19 protein-coding genes are annotated in these 18,892 nt (G+C 71.2%); 8 read left to right on the top strand and 11 right to left on the bottom strand.

Annotation, left to right across the window (positions count from 1 at the left end):
• Positions 1-24: 24 nt before the first annotated feature.
• Positions 25-1,221 carry a class I SAM-dependent methyltransferase gene (locus R4Z63_RS19425; RefSeq protein ID WP_384447067.1) on the bottom strand — a complete coding sequence of 399 codons (1,197 nt, stop codon included), beginning with the start codon at positions 1,219-1,221 and terminating at the stop codon, positions 25-27.
• Positions 1,222-1,328: 107 nt separating this feature from the next.
• On the opposite strand from R4Z63_RS19425, the gene R4Z63_RS19430 reads away from it, so the two are divergent.
• Together R4Z63_RS19430 and R4Z63_RS19435 are read left to right on the top strand one after the other, a co-directional pair.
• Positions 1,329-2,285, top strand: a complete 957-nt coding sequence (locus tag R4Z63_RS19430; protein ID WP_037918975.1) for a polysaccharide deacetylase family protein — start codon at positions 1,329-1,331, stop codon at positions 2,283-2,285.
• Positions 2,282-3,169, top strand: a complete 888-nt coding sequence (locus R4Z63_RS19435; RefSeq protein ID WP_384682609.1) for a polysaccharide deacetylase family protein — start codon at positions 2,282-2,284, stop codon at positions 3,167-3,169. The genes R4Z63_RS19430 and R4Z63_RS19435 overlap by 4 nt, the downstream gene beginning before the upstream one ends.
• A 127-nt stretch (positions 3,170-3,296) precedes the next feature.
• Here R4Z63_RS19435 and R4Z63_RS19440 read toward each other — a convergent pair whose 3' ends face one another.
• From R4Z63_RS19440 to R4Z63_RS19465, 6 genes are all read right to left on the bottom strand, one after another.
• Complete coding sequence (locus R4Z63_RS19440) at positions 3,297-3,524, bottom strand: hypothetical protein (protein WP_384447072.1); 228 nt, start codon at positions 3,522-3,524, stop codon at positions 3,297-3,299.
• An 85-nt stretch (positions 3,525-3,609) separates the two neighbouring features.
• Complete coding sequence (locus tag R4Z63_RS19445; RefSeq protein WP_384447074.1) at positions 3,610-5,004, bottom strand: FtsW/RodA/SpoVE family cell cycle protein; 1,395 nt, start codon at positions 5,002-5,004, stop codon at positions 3,610-3,612.
• A complete protein-coding gene (locus tag R4Z63_RS19450) occupies positions 4,992-6,212 on the bottom strand; it encodes an LCP family protein (RefSeq protein ID WP_384447076.1) in 1,221 nt (406 codons plus the stop codon). The genes R4Z63_RS19445 and R4Z63_RS19450 overlap by 13 nt, the downstream gene beginning before the upstream one ends.
• A gap of 85 nt (positions 6,213-6,297) precedes the next feature.
• A complete protein-coding gene (locus R4Z63_RS19455; RefSeq protein ID WP_384682612.1) occupies positions 6,298-7,680 on the bottom strand; it encodes a sensor histidine kinase in 1,383 nt (460 codons plus the stop codon).
• Positions 7,670-8,350 carry a response regulator transcription factor gene (locus R4Z63_RS19460; protein WP_037918981.1) on the bottom strand — a complete coding sequence of 227 codons (681 nt, stop codon included), beginning with the start codon at positions 8,348-8,350 and terminating at the stop codon, positions 7,670-7,672. Before R4Z63_RS19460 ends, R4Z63_RS19455 begins: the two co-directional genes overlap by 11 nt.
• Positions 8,351-8,534: 184 nt before the next feature.
• Positions 8,535-8,984: a hypothetical protein gene (locus R4Z63_RS19465; protein ID WP_384447080.1), complete on the bottom strand. Its 450-nt coding sequence runs from the start codon at positions 8,982-8,984 to the stop codon at positions 8,535-8,537.
• A gap of 257 nt (positions 8,985-9,241) precedes the next feature.
• On the opposite strand from R4Z63_RS19465, the gene groES reads away from it, so the two are divergent.
• Positions 9,242-9,550 (top strand): co-chaperone GroES, encoded by a 309-nt coding sequence (groES, locus tag R4Z63_RS19470; RefSeq protein ID WP_030011064.1) that lies wholly within the window; start codon positions 9,242-9,244, stop codon positions 9,548-9,550.
• A gap of 111 nt (positions 9,551-9,661) precedes the next feature.
• Positions 9,662-11,290, top strand: coding sequence for a chaperonin GroEL (gene groL / locus R4Z63_RS19475; protein WP_384447083.1), 1,629 nt, complete (start codon positions 9,662-9,664; stop codon positions 11,288-11,290).
• Between the two features lie 64 nt (positions 11,291-11,354).
• On the opposite strand, the gene R4Z63_RS19480 is transcribed toward groL, so the two are convergent.
• From R4Z63_RS19480 to R4Z63_RS19490, 3 genes are all read right to left on the bottom strand, one after another.
• Positions 11,355-12,065 (bottom strand): ester cyclase, encoded by a 711-nt coding sequence (locus R4Z63_RS19480; protein WP_384447085.1) that lies wholly within the window; start codon positions 12,063-12,065, stop codon positions 11,355-11,357.
• 95 nt (positions 12,066-12,160) lie between these two features.
• The gene (locus R4Z63_RS19485) at positions 12,161-12,934 is read right to left on the bottom strand and encodes an SDR family NAD(P)-dependent oxidoreductase (protein WP_384447087.1); all 774 of its coding nucleotides are present in this window, start codon (positions 12,932-12,934) and stop codon (positions 12,161-12,163) included.
• A gap of 31 nt (positions 12,935-12,965) precedes the next feature.
• Positions 12,966-13,652 (bottom strand): MOSC domain-containing protein, encoded by a 687-nt coding sequence (locus R4Z63_RS19490; protein WP_384447143.1) that lies wholly within the window; start codon positions 13,650-13,652, stop codon positions 12,966-12,968.
• Between the two features lie 88 nt (positions 13,653-13,740).
• Here R4Z63_RS19490 and R4Z63_RS19495 point away from each other — a divergent pair, with 88 nt between their 5' ends.
• The gene (locus tag R4Z63_RS19495) at positions 13,741-14,640 is read left to right on the top strand and encodes a LysR family transcriptional regulator (RefSeq protein WP_037918988.1); all 900 of its coding nucleotides are present in this window, start codon (positions 13,741-13,743) and stop codon (positions 14,638-14,640) included.
• Positions 14,641-14,822: 182 nt separating this feature from the next.
• On the opposite strand, the gene R4Z63_RS19500 is transcribed toward R4Z63_RS19495, so the two are convergent.
• Positions 14,823-15,149 (bottom strand): WhiB family transcriptional regulator, encoded by a 327-nt coding sequence (locus R4Z63_RS19500; protein ID WP_030027725.1) that lies wholly within the window; start codon positions 15,147-15,149, stop codon positions 14,823-14,825.
• Between the two features lie 389 nt (positions 15,150-15,538).
• On the opposite strand from R4Z63_RS19500, the gene R4Z63_RS19505 reads away from it, so the two are divergent.
• From R4Z63_RS19505 to guaB, 3 genes are all read left to right on the top strand, one after another.
• Positions 15,539-16,150 (top strand): response regulator transcription factor, encoded by a 612-nt coding sequence (locus R4Z63_RS19505; protein ID WP_003948568.1) that lies wholly within the window; start codon positions 15,539-15,541, stop codon positions 16,148-16,150.
• 372 nt (positions 16,151-16,522) lie between these two features.
• Positions 16,523-17,152: a sigma-70 family RNA polymerase sigma factor gene (locus R4Z63_RS19510; protein ID WP_037918991.1), complete on the top strand. Its 630-nt coding sequence runs from the start codon at positions 16,523-16,525 to the stop codon at positions 17,150-17,152.
• A 113-nt stretch (positions 17,153-17,265) separates the two neighbouring features.
• Positions 17,266-18,774, top strand: coding sequence for an IMP dehydrogenase (gene guaB, locus R4Z63_RS19515; protein WP_037918992.1), 1,509 nt, complete (start codon positions 17,266-17,268; stop codon positions 18,772-18,774).
• Positions 18,775-18,892: the final 118 nt, after the last annotated feature.

Below are 18,892 nucleotides of genomic sequence, written 5' to 3' on the forward strand. Positions count from 1 at the left end.
GCCCCGTGCCGCCCGCGCGGCCCGTCAGGGCCCGGGCTTCGCCGCAGGCGGCACGGCCGGGGCGCCGATCAGCATCGACGGGGCGCCCGCCACCCTGGTCAGGAAGACCGTCGCCGAGTTCGGGCCCTGCGGCTTGACCTTCCTGCGCAGCTCCTCGGGCTCGATCGCCGATCCGCGCTTCTTCACGGTCAGGATCCCCACCTCGCGCTCGCGCAGCAGGGCCTTCAGCTTCTTCAGGCCGAAGGGCAGCACGTCGGTGATCTCGTACGCGGTCGCGTACGGCGTCGCCCGCAGTTCGTCCGCGGTGATGTAGGCGATGGTCGGGTCGATGAGCCGGCCGTCCAGCCGTTCGGCGACCTCGGCCACCAGATGGGCGCGGATCACGGCGCCGTCGGGCTCGTAGAGCCAGCGGCCCACCGGCCCGGCCTCCGGGTCGGGCAGCGGATCGGCGGTGTGCAGCCCGCGGGGTCCGGGCAGCAGGGTGGCGCGCACGGTCCCGGGAGCGGTGCCGAACCAGAGCACGGCCTCCTTGACGTCCCCCTGGTCGGAGATCCACTCGGCCTCGGCCTCGGTGGGTACCGCCTCGTGCGGGATGCCGGGGGCGATCTTGATGGCCGCGTACCTCGCCGCACGGGCCGTCTCCACGGCCCACGACAGCGGCGGCGCGTAGGACTCCGGATCGAAGATACGCCCACGTCCCCCGCGCCGGGCCGGGTCGATGAAGACCGCGTCGTGGCCGGCGGTGTCCACCTCGGTCACGTCCGCCTCCCGGACCTCGATCAGGTCCGCCAGACCCAGCGCTTCGGCGTTGGCGCGCGCGACGGCGGCCGTCAGCGGGTCGTGGTCCACCGCGAGCACCCGGATGCCGAGCCGGGCCAGGGCGAGGGCGTCCCCGCCGATGCCGCAGCAGAGATCGGCGAGGCTGCGCACGCCGAGGGCCGCCAGCCGCTCGGCCCGGTACGCGGCCACGGACGCACGGGTGGCCATCTCGCCGCCGCCGGGCGTGAAGTACATCCGGAAGGCGTCCTCGGCCCCGAACTTCGCCACCGCGCGCTGCCTCAGCCTGGCCTGCCCGAGGGCCGCCGACACCAGTCCGGCGGGGTGCTCGCGGCGCAGCCGGGTGGCCACGGCCAGCTCCTGGGCGGGGTCGTAGTCGCGGAGCGAGTCGAGGAGGGAGCGGCCCTCGGGGGTGAGGAGGGCGGCAAAGTCTTCGGGGGTCACGGGTCCATTGTCGGCGACGGGCTGTGTGGGCCGGTCGGAGGAACGTCGCGTCCCGGTGCGCGGTGTCGTCCCGTAGGCCCGCGTGTCGGGTGCCAGGATGCGCAGCTATGCAGCTAGTCGGACAAAGGGAAGATAAGACGCAACTGGGTCACCGGTGCGCGGCGGGTGCGCGCGGCCGGTTCGGGGTGGCCGTGGCCGCCCTGCTGGTAGCAGCCCTCGGCACGGCCTGCGGCTCCGGAGAGTCGGGCGGGCCGGACAAGGCCGAGAAGACGAAGGCCGCCAAGGGCTCGGAGGCGGGTGCCGCGGGCGCCCTCAGCGCCGCCGAGAAGGCCAAGGCGCTGCAACAGGCGCGCGTCGCCGCGGCGAAGAAGTGGGGCCTGCGCACGGTGCCGCTCACCGCCCCCGCGGCGCCGAAGGAGAAGCCCCACATCAGCACGCGCGACGGCTTCGAGGTGTGGAACCACGAAGAGGACGAACTGCCCCCGGTCTTCACCACCGTCCCCACGGAGGACAAGGTCGTCTTCCTGACCATCGACGACGGCTCGGAGAAGGACCCCGAGTTCCTGAAGATGATGCAGGAACTGAAGATCCCGTACACGGCCTTCCTCAGCGACTACCTGGTGAAGGACAACTACCCGTACTTCAAGCAGATGCAGGCCGCCGGCGTCACCTTGAACAACCACACGCTCAACCACCGCTACATGCCGGGGCTGTCCTACGAGCAGCAGCGCCGGGAGATCTGCGGCCAGCAGGACACCATCCAGAAGACCTTCGGCAAGCGCCCGACCCTCTTCCGGCCGCCGTACGGCAACTACAACGACGACACCCTCAAGGCGGCGAAGTCCTGCGGCATCAAGGCCGTCCCGCTGTGGAACGCCGAGGCGTTCACCAACCGCATGGACTACCGCGAGTGGGACCGCGACCTGCACCCCGGTGACATCATCCTCACGCACTTCCGGGGCAAGGAGGACTGGAAGGGCACCATGCCTGACATGATCCGTCATGTCATGAAGACCGTCACGGACAAGGGATATGCCGTGGCTCGCCTGGAGGACTACTTGTGAGGTACGCGCGCCGGTTGGTAGCCGGAACGCTGGCGGCCGGCGCGCTCGCGCTCTCCCTGACGGGGTGCGGGAAGAGCGTGGATCCCGTCGAGCGGCTGGGCCGCGGGGCGGCGCAGGAACCGTCGCGGACGCCCTCCGCATCGGCGCAGGTGCCCGGGACGCCGCCGGCGCCCGCGCCGGGCGGCGCGTCCGACGAGGCGTACCGGAAGTGGGGCCTGACGGCCCCCGTCCCGTACGCGCCGAAGCCCACCGAGAAGCCGCAGATCCCGAAGGCGGCTCCGGGCGAGGTCCCGGTGATAGACCGAATACCCCTGCCGGCCGGGGAGAAGACGGTCTTCCTGACCTTCGACGACGGGGCGGAGAAGGACCCCGAGTTCCTCCGGATGGCCGCCGACCTCAAGCTGCCGATCAGTATGTTCCTCACCGACAGCGTGGCCTCGTCGGACTACGGGTACTTCGAGAAGCTCCGCGACAACGGCTCGGCGAGCACCGTGAACAACCACACGCTGACGCACCCGAACCTGAGGACCCTCTCCTTCGAGGCGCAGAAGAAGGAGATATGCGGCCAGCAGGACCGGTTGGAGAAGCGCTTCGGCCAACGCCCGCCGCTCTTCCGCCCGCCCTTCGGCAACTACAACGACGACACCCTCCGGGCCGCCTCGGAGTGCGGTGTCTCGTCCGTCCTCCTGTGGCGGGTGTCGATGCAGATCAACAACTTCCAGTACGCCCAGGGCTCCGCCCTCCAGCCCGGTGACATCATCCTGGCCCACTTCCGAGGCCCCGCCGAGCTCAAGGGCACGACGGAGGTCCAGATGACGACCCGCATGCTCCAGCGCATCCAGGAACAGGGCTACCGGATAGGGCGCCTGGAGGACTACCTGTAGGGCCGGATACGAGCACCCGCGCCCCCAGCGCCTTCCCCGCAGGGTCGTTGGGTGGCCATGTCGGCCATGGCTATCGATTCAAGCTGATACGGCCGCGGGTTGAGGATCTGGATGCTGCAGTGCCCTTCTACGAGAGGCTGACCGGGGCGACCGCCTCGCGGTTCGCCTGCGCCGGCGTCAAGCTGGCGGCCGTCGGGCCCTTCCTGCTGTCCGCCGGGCCTGACGAGGCGGTGCGGCGGTCGCGGGAGTGGCGGCGACGCTCGTCGTCGCGGACCTTGACGTCGCGGTCGAGGAGGCCCAGGCGGGAGCAGCCGAAGTCGTGGTGCCCGTTCAGCCCACTCCCAACGGACGTCACCGGCTCCCGGCCCGCGGACATCCCGCCCCCGAAGCCACCCCGCACCTCCCGTTCCCGCCCCATCGGCACCCGCCGAGCGCACCCCCTACACCCGCACCACCGGGGTGATCGTCGTTTCCGCCGGGCCGTGGGAGTCCGCCTCGCGTTGGCGTTCCGCGCTGTCGCTGATGCGGAGCAGGAGGGCGATCATGATCCAGTTGGCCAGGAGGGACGAGCCGCCCTTGGCCAGGAAGGGCAGCGCCTTGCCTGTCAGGGGGATCAGGCCCGTCACGCCTCCGGCGACCACGAAGACCTGGAGGGCCAGCGCCGAGGCGAGGCCGACCGCCAGCAGTTTGCCGAAGGGGTCGCGGGCGCCGAGTGCCATGCGCAGGCCGCGCTGGACGAGGAGGGCGTAGAGGACCAGTACGGCCATGACCCCGGCCAGGCCGAGTTCCTCGCCGACCGTCGTGAGGATGAAGTCGCTGCGGCCGGCGAACTTGATCAGCTCGGGGTGTCCCTGTCCGAGGCCCGTGCCGGAGATGCCGCCCGTGCCGAAGCTGAACAGCGCCTGCGCCGACTGGTCCGAGACGACCCCCGGGGGAGGGTTCTCCGAGTAGACGGAGAGCGGGTTCAGCCAGGCCGCCACGCGTGCCTTGACGTGGGGTTCCGTCGAGCCGACCACGAAGGCCCCGGCCGAGGCCATGAGCAGGCCGCAGACGATCCAGCTGGTGCGCTCGGTGGCGACGTACAGCATCACCACGAAGACGCCGAAGAAGATCAGTGATGTGCCCAGGTCCCGCTCGAAGACCAGCACGAGCATCGAGAGGATCCACACCGTGATGATGGGTCCGAGCTGGCGCATCGGGGGCAGTCGCATGCCGAGGAACCTGCGGCCCGTCAGGGCGAGGGAGTCCCGGTGGACGACCAGGTAGCCGGCGAAGAAGACCGCGATCATGATCTTCACGAACTCGCCGGGCTGGACGGAGAAGCCGAAGAGGATGATCCACCGCTTGGCGCCGTACGTGTCCGCGCCGAAGAACGCAGGCGCGATCAGCAGCACCAGCGCGACCGCCATCGTGATGTAGATGAACCGCTGGAGCAGCCGGTGGTCGCGCAGCAGGGCCAGGACCGCGATGCAGGCGGCGATGCCGACCACCGTCCACAGCAGCTGGCCCGGGGCGTTGGCGTCCGAGCCCCACCGTTCGATGTAGCCCTGGTCGAGGCGGTGGATCAGTACCAGACCCAGCCCGGTCAGCAGCATGGCGAGCGGGAAGACCAGCGGATCCGCGTAGGCCGCGAAGCGGCGCACGCCCAGGTGCCCCACCAGGGACAGCAGCGTCATGGAGAGGGTGAATTCGGCGAGGCCGGGCGGGAGCTCGCCGTTCATCGCGAGGCCCGCGGCGGCGTGCCCGAAGACGGTGATGGCGATGACGAGGACGAGGAGCAGTGCCTCGGTGCGGCGGCGGGCTCCCGCCGCCGTCAGGGGCCTCAGTCCACGCACGGGATGCCGCCGCCGTCCTCGTGGGTGGAGGGCGAGGGCGAGGGCGGGGGCGAGGGCGGAGGTGCCGTCTCGCGCGCCCCCGGTGTGGAGCCGGTCGAACCGGCCTCGGCGTCCGGTGCGCCGGTGCTTGCGGAAGCCTTCGGTCCGATCTGCTCTGCAATGAGGCGCTTTATCTTCATATCGTCTACGACGTTGATGTCCTCCCCAAGGTTCCTTCCGAAGCGCTCGACGGGGAGTGTCGTGAACTGCACCCGGCCGCCGGACAGGCTCTTCGCCTGCTTCATGAACGACAGCAGGTCCCACCCCTGGTCGGTCACCACGTCCTGTTTCGCGACGTCGATCAGCCTCATCAGCTTCACGGGGTCGGTGAAGGTGCCGGCCGAGTTCAGCTTCTTCGTCGCGCCCGCGAGGAAGGCCTGCTGCCGTTTGGTCCGGTCCAGGTCCCCGCCGGCCAGACCGTGCCGCTGGCGCACGAAGGCGAGCGACTGGCGGCCGTCGAGCGTCTGCGGGCCCGCCGGGAAGTCGGCCCCCGAGTACGGGTCCTTCACGGCCCTGTTCAGGCACACCGGTACGCCGCCCAGCGCGTCCGCGAGGTGGTAGAAACCGGCCAGGTTCAGCTCGGCGAAGTGGTCGACCGGGACCCCCAGGAAGTCGCGCACCGTCGCGATCTGGGCCGCCCGTCCCGCCTCCCGGCCCTCCCGCTCCAGCTGTCGGGAGTCCTTCACGCCCTGTGCGGCGAGCTGCCCTTCCTTGCGGGCCTTCGCCAGCCCGTACGCCTTCTTGATCTTGTCCTTGCCGTGGCCGGGTATCGCGACGAAGTCGTCGCGCGGCACCGAGAAGGCCTTCGCCCGGCTGCCGTCCCCCGGTACGTGGAGCAGGATCAGGGTGTTCGCGTTGTAGCCGCCGATGTCCGAACTGCCGGCGTGCAGCTGGTCGAGGACCTCTTCCGGCAGTTTCTCGCCATTCTGGTCCCGGCGACTGTCCAGGCCGATGAGCAGGATGTTGGTGTCGCCGAACTTCGACTTCTCGGCTCCTTCGAGGGCCTTGGAGCTGCCGATTTCGGAGGCCAGGTCCCGGTAGAGGTACCAGGCGCCCCCGCCGGCCGTCACCGCCAGCGCGCAGGCCGCGACCAGCAGCGTACGGCCGAGCCGCCGGCGTCGGGACGGTCGGCGGCGTCGGGTCGTCGTCTTCCTCCGGTGCGCGCTCATGCCCGTCGATGCTGGGGCAGACCGGCTGAAGGAATCCTGAGGTTCCTGAAGGGGCGTTCAGGGCCGTCGCCCCGCCCCGACCCCGCTACGGGATCCGCAGCACCAGCCGCGCGCCCCCGGCCGGTGCGGGCAGCGCGCGTGCGTCGCCCCCGTGCTTCCGCGCGATCTCCCGGGTGATGGCCAGGCCGAGTCCGGTGCCGCCGGCGGCCCGGCTGCGGTCCGCGTCCAGCCGTACGAACCGCTCGAAGATGCGGTGCCGGTCCGCGTCCGGAATCCCCGGCCCGTCGTCCGTCACCTCCAGCACCGACCAGCCGCCCTCCACGGCGGCCCGGACGGTGACCTCCGAGCGGGCGTGCCGCAGGGCGTTGTCCACCAGGTTGGCCAGCGCCCGCTCCAGCTGCGCCGGGTCCCCGGCCGCCGGGACGGGAGCCGGCGCCTGCAGCCGTAGCGGGACCCGGGCGCCACCCCGGCGGGCCAGGTCCTCCGCGGCCAGCAGTGCGAGGTCCACCGGCTCGGTCCGGGGCGGCGGCCCGCCGTCGAGGCGGGCCAGCAGCAACAGGTCCGCCGCGATCCGCTGGAGCCGCTCGGTCTCGGCCAGTGCCGCCGCGACCGACGCGCGGCCGGGGCGGTCCGCCGCCAGTGCCACCTCAAGCCGGGTCCGTACGGCCGCCAGCGGATTGCGCAGCTCGTGCGAGGCGTCCGCGGTGAACTGCCGCTGCCGGGCGTCGGCGCGCTCCAGCCGGTCGAGGGTGGCGTTGACGGTCCGCGCCAGCCGCGCGATCTCGTCCGCCCCGCCCGGGTCCGGGACCCGCCGGTCCAGCTCGCTGGCGGTGACCGAGGCCAGTTCGGTCCGGATGGCGTCCACCGGGCGCAGCGCGCGCCCGGTCACCCACCAGGCCAGGGCCGCGGCGAAGGCGATCAGCGGGGGCGCGCCCGCGAGCAGGCCGACGGCGACGGCCCGGGTCGCGTCGTCCACGTCGCCGAGGACGGTCATCGCGTACACCGTGTTCCCGCCGGGCGCCGGGACGGCGACCACCGCGCGCCGGTGCCCGCCGGGACGCTCGGGAGGGAGTACGGCCGAGCGGGAGTCCTCCCCGGGGCCGGGGCGCGGTGCGCCGTCCAGGTCGGGGGTGTGCCGCGGGTCGCCGCCGGTCGCGGCCACGGTCCGGCCGGCGGGGTCCCGTACGAGGACCAGGTCCACGCCGTTCTCGGGCGCGGGCAGCCGCCCGCCGGGCGGCGGGGTGCGGGCGTCGAGCTGGGCGGCGGCTTTGAGGGCGGCGAGCTCGGTCCGGCCGGTGGTGTTGTCGAGGAGGTTGGCCCGCAGCAGGGCGTGCATCCAGAGCCCGCCGGCGGCCAGTACGGCGGCCATGGCGAGGGCGGCGGCCGCGGCGGTGCGCCCCCGGATGCCGGGCCGCCCGCGGCGGGCGGCCCGGGTCTCGCCGGATCCGCGACGCCGCTCAGCCACCATCGGGCGCCATGCGGTAGCCGGTGCCGTGAACGGTGAGGATCGAGCGGCGTCCGAAGGGGGCGTCGATCTTCTTGCGCAGCGAGGAGACGTAGACCTCGACGATGTTCGGGTCGATGTCGTGCGGGGTGTCCCAGACCTCGTCCAGGATGTCCTGCTTGGCGACGGCGCGGCCGGGCTGCTCCATCAGGCAGGCGAGCACGCCGAGTTCGCGGGCGGTGAGCTCGATGTCCCGGTCGCCGCGGCGGCAGCGGCGGCCGCGCGGGTCCAGGACGAGGTCGCCCGCCTGGAGGGTGCCGCGGTCACAGGCTCCGGCGCGGCGGGCCAGCGCCCGGATCCGGGCGGCCAGGACCACGAAGGAGAACGGCTTGGTGAGGTAGTCGTCGGCGCCTGCGTCCAGGCCCTCGGCCTCGTCGTACTCGCCGTCCCTGGCGGTGAGCATCAGGACCGGGGTGGTGTCGCCGTGGGAGCGCATGCGGGTACAGATCGCGTGCCCGCCGGGACCCGGGAGCATCAGGTCGAGCAGGACGACGTCGTAGGGGCCGCCGGCGAGGGCGAGGTCCATGCCGCGGTGGCCGTCGTGTGCGACGTCGACCAGGTGCCCGTCGGCGGACAGGCCGCGCCGCAGGGACTCGGCGAGGCCTTCTTCGTCTTCGACCACGAGGATGCGCACCGCTCAAGCGTCACATATCGCCCGTCTTGTGTCGTACCCGGTCCCCTGCGGGGTGCTCGGCGGGGCGGTGTGGGTCCGGTCGGGGAGCGGGGTCGCCGCCGGGGCGTCTCCTCGGCTCGGCGTGTGCGGGGCGCCGTCTTCCGACGCCGCCGAGCCGCGCAGCGACCCCGCAGGGGAGGGGGATTCATGCCGGCGACCGCCGCGCACGGGACAGGGCGTCGCGGGTGGCTGCCGTCAACGCCCAGGCCGGGAAGGCCAGGGCGGTCAGGCCCAGGCCCATGGGTGCGAGGGAGGTGAGGATGCTCATCTGCACGGCCCCGTCGGCATCGGGCCCGCTGACGCGGGCGGCGACCGAAGCCTGCGGCCGCTCGTCGAAGACGCCGTCGATCCCGATCCCGCGGAGAGTGAACGATCCGTCGGCTGCGCTGAAGGAGCCCGCGCACGTCAGCGTGCGGTCCCCCATGGAATTCGGGTCGCCCCACACGCACCGCTCGGCGCTGAACCTGCCGTCCACTCCCGTCAGCTGGATGATGAGCCGCGGTACGGCCGCGTGGAACATCCGGATCCCGACGGCGAGCCCGATGGCGATCGGGACGGCGTGCACCCACCGCACACCGGAGTTTGTCCTGGTCATGTCCGGGAGAAGAGTGATCTCGAACGCATGCGCGAAGAGGGTTTCGGGGATCGAACCGGCCTCCGCGCAACGCCGGGAGGTCGGGAATTGGCACTCCGCTTGACCGAGTGCTAATCGCCGGAATAGTCTCGCACCTGGCACTCGCCCCCGGCGAGTGCCAACACAGCGACAGGCAGGTCCGGCACCCGCGACGACGGATCGACCTGGTCGCCACCTCAGACAGTTAACCCCGGATCTCCGAAGGGGGAGGTCGGACAGTGACGACCGCCAGCTCCAAGGTTGCCATCAAGCCGCTTGAGGACCGCATCGTGGTCCAGCCGCTCGACGCCGAGCAGACCACGGCCTCCGGCCTGGTCATCCCGGACACCGCGAAGGAGAAGCCCCAGGAGGGCGTCGTCCTCGCGGTCGGCCCGGGCCGCTTCGAGGACGGCCAGCGTCTCCCGCTGGACGTCACCGTCGGCGACATCGTGCTGTACAGCAAGTACGGCGGCACCGAAGTGAAGTACAGCGGCGAGGAGTACCTCGTCCTCTCGGCTCGCGACGTGCTCGCGATCGTCGAGAAGTAATTCGCTTCACAGCACTGCTTTGAGCTACGCCCCTGGTCACCCCGCTGATTGCCGGGCGGCGAGGGGCGTAGCTCGTTAAACCCGAGTTTTCGAGAGGGCTGAACCGCTCCCATGGCGAAGATCCTGAAGTTCGACGAGGACGCCCGTCGCGCCCTCGAGCGCGGCGTCAACAAGCTTGCCGACACGGTCAAGGTGACGATCGGCCCCAAGGGCCGCAACGTCGTCATCGACAAGAAGTTCGGCGCCCCCACCATCACCAACGACGGTGTCACCATCGCCCGCGAGGTCGAGCTGGACGACCCGTACGAGAACCTGGGCGCCCAGCTCGTGAAGGAGGTGGCGACCAAGACCAACGACATCGCGGGTGACGGCACCACCACCGCCACCGTGCTGGCCCAGGCGCTGGTCCGCGAGGGTCTGCGCAACGTCGCCGCGGGTGCTTCCCCGGCCGCCCTGAAGAAGGGCATCGACGCCGCGGTCAAGGCCGTCTCCGAGGACCTCCTCGCGACCGCCCGCCCGATCGAGGACAAGTCCGACATCGCCGCCGTGGCCGCGCTCTCCGCGCAGGACGCCCAGGTCGGCGAGCTCATCGCCGAGGCGATGGACAAGGTCGGCAAGGACGGTGTCATCACCGTCGAGGAGTCCAACACCTTCGGCCTGGAGCTGGAGTTCACCGAGGGCATGGCCTTCGACAAGGGCTACCTCTCCCCGTACATGGTCTCCGACCAGGAGCGTATGGAGGCCGTCCTCGACGACCCGTACATCCTGATCAACCAGGGCAAGATCTCCTCCATCCAGGACCTCCTGCCGCTGCTGGAGAAGGTCATCCAGGCGGGCGGCTCCAAGCCGCTGCTGATCATCGCCGAGGACGTCGAGGGCGAGGCGCTCTCCACCCTCGTCGTCAACAAGATCCGCGGCACCTTCAACGCGGTGGCCGTCAAGGCCCCGGGCTTCGGTGACCGCCGCAAGGCGATGCTGCAGGACATGGCCACCCTCACCGGTGCCACCGTCATCGCCGAGGAGGTCGGCCTCAAGCTCGACCAGGCCGGTCTGGACGTACTGGGTTCCGCCCGCCGCGTCACCATCTCCAAGGACGACACCACCATCGTCGACGGCGCGGGCAGCTCCGACGAGGTCCTCGGCCGCGTGAACCAGATCAAGGCCGAGATCGAGGCCACGGACTCGGACTGGGACCGCGAGAAGCTGCAGGAGCGCCTGGCGAAGCTCGCCGGCGGCGTCTGCGTCATCAAGGTCGGCGCCGCCACCGAGGTGGAGCTCAAGGAGAAGAAGCACCGCCTGGAGGACGCCATCTCCGCGACCCGCGCCGCGGTCGAGGAGGGCATCGTCTCCGGCGGTGGCTCCGCGCTCGTCCACGCGGTCAAGGTCCTCGACGGTAACCTCGGCCTGTCGGGCGACGAGGCCACCGGTGTCGCGGTCGTGCGCCGCGCCGCCGTGGAGCCGCTGCGCTGGATCGCCGAGAACGCGGGCCTTGAGGGCTACGTCATCACCTCGAAGGTCTCCGAGCTCGACAAGGGCCAGGGCTTCAACGCCGCCACCGGCGAGTACGGCGACCTGGTCAAGGCCGGCGTCATCGACCCGGTGAAGGTCACCCGTTCCGCGCTGGAGAACGCCGCCTCCATCGCCTCCCTGCTGCTCACGACCGAGACCCTGGTCGTCGAGAAGCCGGCGGAGGACGAGGGCGACGCCGGTCACGGCCACGGTCACGGCCACAGCCACTGATCGCGTTCCACGTCGAAGGCCCCGTTCCGCAGTCGCGGAGCGGGGCCTTCCCCGTGTTCGGGATTCAGGTTCCGTAGGGCGATCCGGTTCCGCCCATCTGCCGCTGCAGGGCTCCGGGGTTGTAGTGCCACCAGCCCTCGATGATCTCTCCGTCCTGACACCGGAAGGTCGTGGTCCCGGACATCTCGTACGTCTTGCCGGTCGGTGCGACCCCCATGAACTCTCCCTTGTGGGTGCCGCGCCAGTTCCACACCGTCGTGACCATGTCGCCCTCGGCCACCTGGGCCGTCGGCTCGAAGGTCATGTCGAAGGCGGCGCGCCACATCTCCACGTCGGCGTGCATGTTCTCGCGTCCGATGACGGTCGACTCCTCCTTGCTGGCGTCGTGGTCGATGTAGTTCACCGCGAAGCACTCGTCGAGGACGCCCATGTCGCCGCCCGCGACGGCTTCCTTGAACGCCCGGTTCACGAGCTGCTTGTTGAGATGCTCGTCCCGGACCACATCGAGGTTCACGAACGTGGGCATCCCCTCGCAGAGGGCCACCATCTCCTGGAACATCCGGTCCGTCTCGGGGAGCTGAGAGTTCTTCATCGCCTCCTCGTACGAGGCGAACTCCACCATGTCCACGTAGTGGTTCCGGGCCTCTCGGTCCTGGCCGATCATCGTGTGCGTGGCGGTGCGCCTACCGCTGCTCTGCTCCGCCCAGCGGTCGATGAGCGCGTTCATCTCATCGAACCGCGTGGTCTCGTAATCGATCACCTGTACGAATGTCATCGCGTCGCCTCCCGGTGGAGATGGAATATGTCCATTTTAGGGAGATTTAGCCAGTTTGGCGGCTCGGGTGAGGGCTTACCCGCAGGTCACGAACGCTACTGGGGCCCGTACTTGCGGCCCGTGCGCGAGGACACCCCGCCCAGCAGCCCGCGCGGCGTCAGCTTCACCACACCCATCAGCGCCTTGTACCGCGGGTCCGGGATCGACACCGTCTTCCCCCGCGCCAGATCGGCCAGCGCCGCCGCCACCAGCTTGTCGGCGTCCAGCCACATCCAGCCGGGGATGCTGTCCGTGCCCATGCCGGCGCGCTGGTGGAACTCCGTCCGTACGAAGCCGGGGCACAGCGCCATCAGCCGGACCCCGGACCCCGCCATGTCCCGCGCCGCGCCCTGGGTGAACTGCACGACCCAGGCCTTGCTGGCGCCGTACGTACCGCGGGGTACGAACGCGGCCACCGAGGCCACGTTGATCACACCGCCGCGACCGCGCGAGCGCATCGACTCGGCCGCCGCCGAGGTCAGCCGCAGCACCGCCTCGACGTGCACCTTCAGCATGGTCAGCTCGTCGGCCATGGAGACCTCGAGGTAGCGGCCCTTGTTACCGAATCCCGCGTTGTTGACCAGCAGGTCCACCGGGTGCGTGCGGTCGTCCAGGCGCTTCTCGACCGCCGTGATGCCCTCGTCGGAGGACAGGTCGGCGACCAGCACCTCGGCCTCGATGCCATGCAGGTCGTGTAGCTCCGTGGCCTGCTCGCCCAGGCGCTTGCCGTCTCGCGCCACCAGCACGAGGTTGTGCCCCTGGGCGGCCAGCCGCCGGGCGAAGGCGGCGCCGATGCCCGCCGTGGATCCCGTAATCAACGCAGTCGTCATACGCGCAACCTAGCCGCCCGGGGTGACGGCGCTACCGCGCCCCGGTCCCGGCCCCGTACTTCTCCACGTACCGGCGCACCGTCTCATGCGCCCCGGGCTCCATCGCGTCGCCCGCGGCCAGTGTCCTCGGCAACAGCGCGCGCTCGGTGGTGAAGGCGCGGAACCAGAGCTGCACCGTCACGTCGTGGTCCGGGCGGTGGACGACCTCGATGGGGTCGCCGGGGGAGACCGAACCCTCCTCGATCACCCGCAGGTACGCACCCGGGCGGGCCTCCCGGGTGAACCGCTTGACCCAGCCCGCCTCGCCCAGTGCCCCCTGGAAGGTGCGGCACGGGATGCGGGCCGAGGCCACCTCCAGGACGAGGTCCGTGCCGACCCGCCAGCGGTCGCCGAGCCGTGCGGTGTTCAGGTCGATGCCGGAGGTCGTGAAGTTCTCGCCGAAGACCCCGTCCGGCAGCTCGCGGCCCAGCTCCCGCTCCCACCGGTCCAGGTCCTCGCGGGCGTACGCGTACACGGCCTGGTGGTCGCCGCCGTGGTGGCGGCGGTCGCAGATGGTGTCGCCCTCCAGGCCGCTGCCCCGGCCGGTGGCCCTGTCGCCGGGGGCGACGACGCGGACCGGCCCGGGGACGGGGCGCTTGCCGATGCCCGTCACCCCGCTGTCCGCGTCGGTGTGCTCGGAGGGTACGGCGGTGCCGACGTTCACGGAGATCAGATGCATGGGGCCCATGCGCCCAGGCTAACCGGGCTCCCCCAAAGCGTCACGGAAGTATTCGCGCGACGATAAAAGCGGGCCTTATGATCGAAGAGTGATCGAGGCACGTCATCTCCGGGTCCTGCGCGCCGTCGCCGGGACCGGGTCCTTCTCCGCCGCCGCGCGCGAACTCGGCTGCACCCAGCCGGCCGTCTCCCAGCAGATGAAGGCGCTGGAGCAGTCGGCCGGCACCCCGCTGCTCATCCGCACCGGCCGGGAGATGCGGCTGACCCAGGCGGGCGAGGCCCTGGTCCGCCACGCCGCGGGGATCCTCGCCGGGCTGACCGCCGCCGAGGAGGAGGTCGCGGCCATCGCGGGGCTGCGCGCGGGCCGGGTGCGTCTGGTGTCCTTCCCCAGCGGCAGCTCCACCCTGGTGCCGACCGCGCTCGCGGCGATGCGCGCCGAACACCCCGGCACCCGTATCTCCCTGGTCGAGGCCGAGCCGCCGCGGTCCGTGGAGATGCTGCGCGAGGGCGACTGCGATCTGGCGCTGGCCTTCCGCTACGGCGGGGCCGCCGGGTCAGCGGCCGAGTGGGAGGACCTCGTGGTGCGGCCGCTGCTGACCGACCGGCTGGTGGGGCTGGTCCCCGAGGGGCACGCGCTGGCCGGGGCGGAGCGCGTGAACATGGCGGAGCTGGCCGGCGAACCCTGGATCGCGGGCTGCCCGCGCTGCCGCCGCCATCTGGTGGAGGTGTGCGAGGGCGCCGGCTTCACCCCACGCATCGACTTCGCCACCGACGACTACCCGGCGGTGGTCGGCCTGGTCGGCGCGGGGCTGGGCGTGGCGGTGCTGCCGGAGCTCGCGGTGGAGTCCGTACGGGCCAAGGGCGTCAGTACGCTCGTCGTGGAGCCGGCCGTCGAGCGGGAGGTCGTGGCGCTGACCCTGCCCGACCTGGCCCGGGTGCCGGCTGTGGCCGCGACCCTGGCCGAGCTGGAGCGCGCGGCCTCGCGCTGACCGCCCTCAGGGAAGGGGTCGGCCGTACGCACCGGCCGCGGGTCGGCGGTACGCACGGGCCGCCCCCGGCCGTACGCGCGGGGCGCGCGTACGGCCGAACGCGTGAAACCGGACCGGGCGGCGACACGCCCGGATGTGCAGGTGGTGCGGAGGAAACGTTCCTTCCGTTGTTTCGTCGGCTCTCAGTGCGGCGCGATCGGTCCGATCGCACTCGACGCGGGGATCAGGCGGTGCCGGGCGCGGCCCATCAGTTCCTCGCGCTCGTCCTCGGTGAGGCCGCCCCACACCCCGTAGGGCTCACGGACGGCGAGTGCGTGCGCGGCGCATTCCGAACGAACCGGGCATCGCATGCAGACCTCTTTAGCCGAGGCCTCGCGCGCGCTCCTGGCCGCGCCCCGCTCGCCCTCCGGGTGGAAGAAGAGGGAGCTGTCGACCCCGCGGCAGGCGGCTAGCAGCTGCCAGTCCCAGAGGTCGGCGTTCGGTCCGGGGAGGCGGGAGAAATCTGCCATTGGTAGTCCTCTTGGTGCCGGTACTGAGGCGGATACGGTCCATGTCTCCAAGGGTCTCCACACCTACTGTCGGAGTAGATGTAAATATGACTCATTGGGAATCTAGCCTCAGACACGTGCCAAACGGAAGGAAAGCCGCCAAATAGGGCATAGCTCCAGATGGAGGACAGGCGGCTTGCGCCTCCACCACGGTGTTCGCTTCCTCACGTAGAGTGCCGAAGGTGTCCGTCCGACCCGTAACTCTTTCGAGTGACCATCGTTGAGAGTGCGAAGGCGGTTGAACCCACAAGTTCTCGGACAGGTGTCCGGGAGCATCGACCGCACAGGTGACGATACGTACCAGCCTGGAGGCTCAAGGTGACGCGCATCAGCAGCTGCGGAGGGCGGTCATGACATCCGTCCTCGTCTGCGACGACTCCCCGCTTGCCCGAGAGGCGCTCCGTCGCGCGGTTGCCACCGTGCCCGGCGTCGAGCGTGTGACGACGGCTGCCAACGGCGAGGAAGTCCTCCGCCGCTGGGGCGCCGACCGCTCCGACCTGATCCTGATGGATGTGCGGATGCCCGGGCTCGGCGGTGTGGAGACGGTCCGCCGCCTCCTCTCGGCCGACCCCGGCGCCCGCATCATCATGCTGACGGTCGCCGAGGACCTGGACGGCGTGGCCCTCGCGGTCGCCGCCGGCGCCCGCGGCTACCTGCACAAGGACGCCTCGCGCGCCGAACTGCGGGCCACGGTCACCCAAGCCCTCGCCGACCCGACCTGGCGGCTGGCCCCGCGCCGGCTGCGCTCCGCCGAGATGGGCGCCGCGCCCACCCTCACCGCGCGCGAGATCCAGGTGCTGGAGGGCATGAGCCACGGCCGGTCCAACGCGGAGATCGGCCGCGAGCTCTTCCTCTCCGAGGACACGGTCAAGACGCACGCCCGCCGGCTGTTCAAGAAGCTCGGCGCCTCGGACCGCGCGCACGCCGTGGCGCTCGGCTTCCGCTGGGGTCTCGTCCGCTGACCCCGCAGCGGCCGGGCCCGGCCCGGTCCGCCGCAGACCGCGGATCGTCGAGAGCGGTCCCGTCCGCCACCGGTGGACGGGGCGGCGCGCCGCTCTTGCCGTCCCGGCGCCCCTGGCGCCTCTTCTCGTCGCGGTAGCCCTGTCCCGCCGTACCCGGTGCGCACCCGGGGGTTGGCGGGGCACAATCCGGGGGACGTCTCGCTTCGTGCGCGATGCCGCATCCTTGAGGGTGTGGAGTCTCTCGGGGACTATTCGGCCGAGCGGGAGGGGAGGGCGCAGATGAAGAGTTCCGGCGCACCCGCTCATAACGCTTCGACGCACAACAAGGGCCGCGGTGCCGCGGATGCTCCGGCGCCAAGGCACCATGGACGGATGCGCGACGACGAGGCCCCGGGGTCCCCTGCGGCCACAGGCCCCACCGGCGCCGCCGCCGGCGGCGGCACCGGGGGCGTCAGTGCGCTCGTGCGCCGAGCGGTGGAGGGCGACGAGCAGGCCACTCACGACCTGCTCGCCTTCGTGCACCCCCTCGCCATCCGCTACTGCCGCACCCGGCTGTCCCGGCTCCCGGGTGACGCCCGGCACTTCGTCGAGGACCTGGCGCAGGAGGTCTGCGTCGCCGTCCTGATGGCGCTGCCGCGCTACCGGGACACCGGCCGCCCCTTCGAGGCCTTCGTCTTCGCCATCGCCGCGCACAAGGTCGCCGACCTGCAGCGGGCTGCCATGCGGCACCCGGGCAGCACGGCCGTGCCGTCGGACGAGATGCCCGAGCGGCCGGACGACTCGCTGGGCCCGGAGGAGCGCGCGCTGCTCAGCAGCGACGCCGCCTGGGCCAAGAAGCTGCTGGCGAACCTTCCGGAGAACCAGCGCGAACTCCTCGTACTGCGGGTGGCCGTCGGGCTGACCGCGGAGGAGACCGGCCAGATGCTCGGGATGTCCCCCGGAGCCGTGCGCGTGGCCCAGCACCGGGCCCTCAGCCGGCTCCGCGCGCTCGCCGAGCAGTAGGTGTGCCCGTAGGAAAATACGAAACTTCTGGTTGACCTTGGTCGTGGAATGAGACGCGTCGGGATCCCGTTAGCATGGACATCCGCGCTGAGCAAGACCATTGGGAAGGTGTCATGACTGACAGCGGTTCGACTGGAGTGCCCGACAAATTCGCCACGCTCGGACTGACCTACGACGACGTGCTGCTGCTGCCGGGCGCATCGGACATGGCGCCGAACGACATCGACACCTCCTCCCTCATCTCCCGCAACGTGCGCGTGAACATCCCGCTGCTGTCCGCGGCCATGGACAAGGTCACCGAGGCCCGCATGGCCATCGCGATGGCCCGCCAGGGCGGCGTCGGCGTGCTGCACCGCAACCTCTCCATCGCGGACCAGGCCAACCAGGTCGACCTCGTCAAGCGCTCCGAGTCGGGCATGGTCAGCGACCCGATCACCGTGCACCCGGACGCGACCCTGCGCGAGGCCGACGAGCTCTGCGCGAAGTTCCGCATCTCCGGCGTCCCGGTCACCGACCCCGCGGGCAAGCTCCTGGGCATCGTCACCAACCGCGACATGGCCTTCGAGTCGGACCGCAGCCGCCAGGTGCGCGAGGTCATGACCCCGATGCCGCTGGTCACCGGCAAGGTCGGCATCTCGGGCGTGGACGCCATGGAGCTGCTGCGCCGCCACAAGATCGAGAAGCTTCCGCTGGTCGACGACGCGGGCGTCCTCAAGGGCCTCATCACGGTCAAGGACTTCGTCAAGGCCGAGAAGTACCCGAACGCCGCCAAGGACAAGGAAGGCCGCCTCCTGGTCGGCGCAGCGGTGGGCGTCGCCGGCGACGCGTACGAGCGCGCCCAGGCCCTGATCGAGGCGGGCGCCGACTTCATCGTCGTCGACACCGCCCACGGCCACTCCCGACTGGTCGGCGACATGGTCGCCAAGATCAAGTCGAACTCCGCGGTCGACGTCATCGGCGGCAACGTCGCGACCCGCGACGGAGCCCAGGCCCTGATCGACGCCGGCTGCGACGGCATCAAGGTGGGCGTCGGCCCCGGCTCCATCTGCACCACCCGCGTCGTCGCCGGCATCGGCGTCCCGCAGGTCACCGCGATCTACGAGGCCTCCCTCGCCGCCAAGGCGGCCGGCGTCCCGGTCATCGGCGACGGCGGTCTGCAGTACTCGGGTGACATCGCCAAGGCCCTGGTCGCCGGCGCCGACACGGTGATGCTCGGCTCCCTGCTCGCCGGTTGCGAGGAGTCCCCCGGCGAGCTGCTCTTCATCAACGGCAAGCAGTTCAAGTCCTACCGCGGCATGGGCTCGCTCGGCGCGATGCAGTCCCGCGGCGACCAGCGCTCCTTCTCCAAGGACCGCTACTTCCAGGAGGGCGTGGGCGGCGACGACAAGCTCATCCCCGAGGGCATCGAGGGCCAGGTGCCCTACCGCGGCCCGCTCTCCGCGGTCGTCCACCAGCTCGTCGGCGGCCTGCGCCAGTCGATGTTCTACGTGGGCGGGCGCACCGTGCCGGAGCTCCAGGACAACGGCCGCTTCGTGCGCATCACCTCGGCGGGCCTCAAGGAGAGCCACCCGCACGACATCCAGATGACCGTCGAGGCACCGAACTACAGCCGCAAGGGCTGAGCAGGCGCGACGCAGGGGCGGACCCGGTTCAACGGGTCCGCCCCTGCGTGTTGCGTCCGTACAGCGGTCACCGGAACGCGGCCCGCCGGGGTTCGGGGATACTGGACGGGCAGACCCA

This window comes from Streptomyces sp. PL-29 (genome assembly GCF_058344425.1).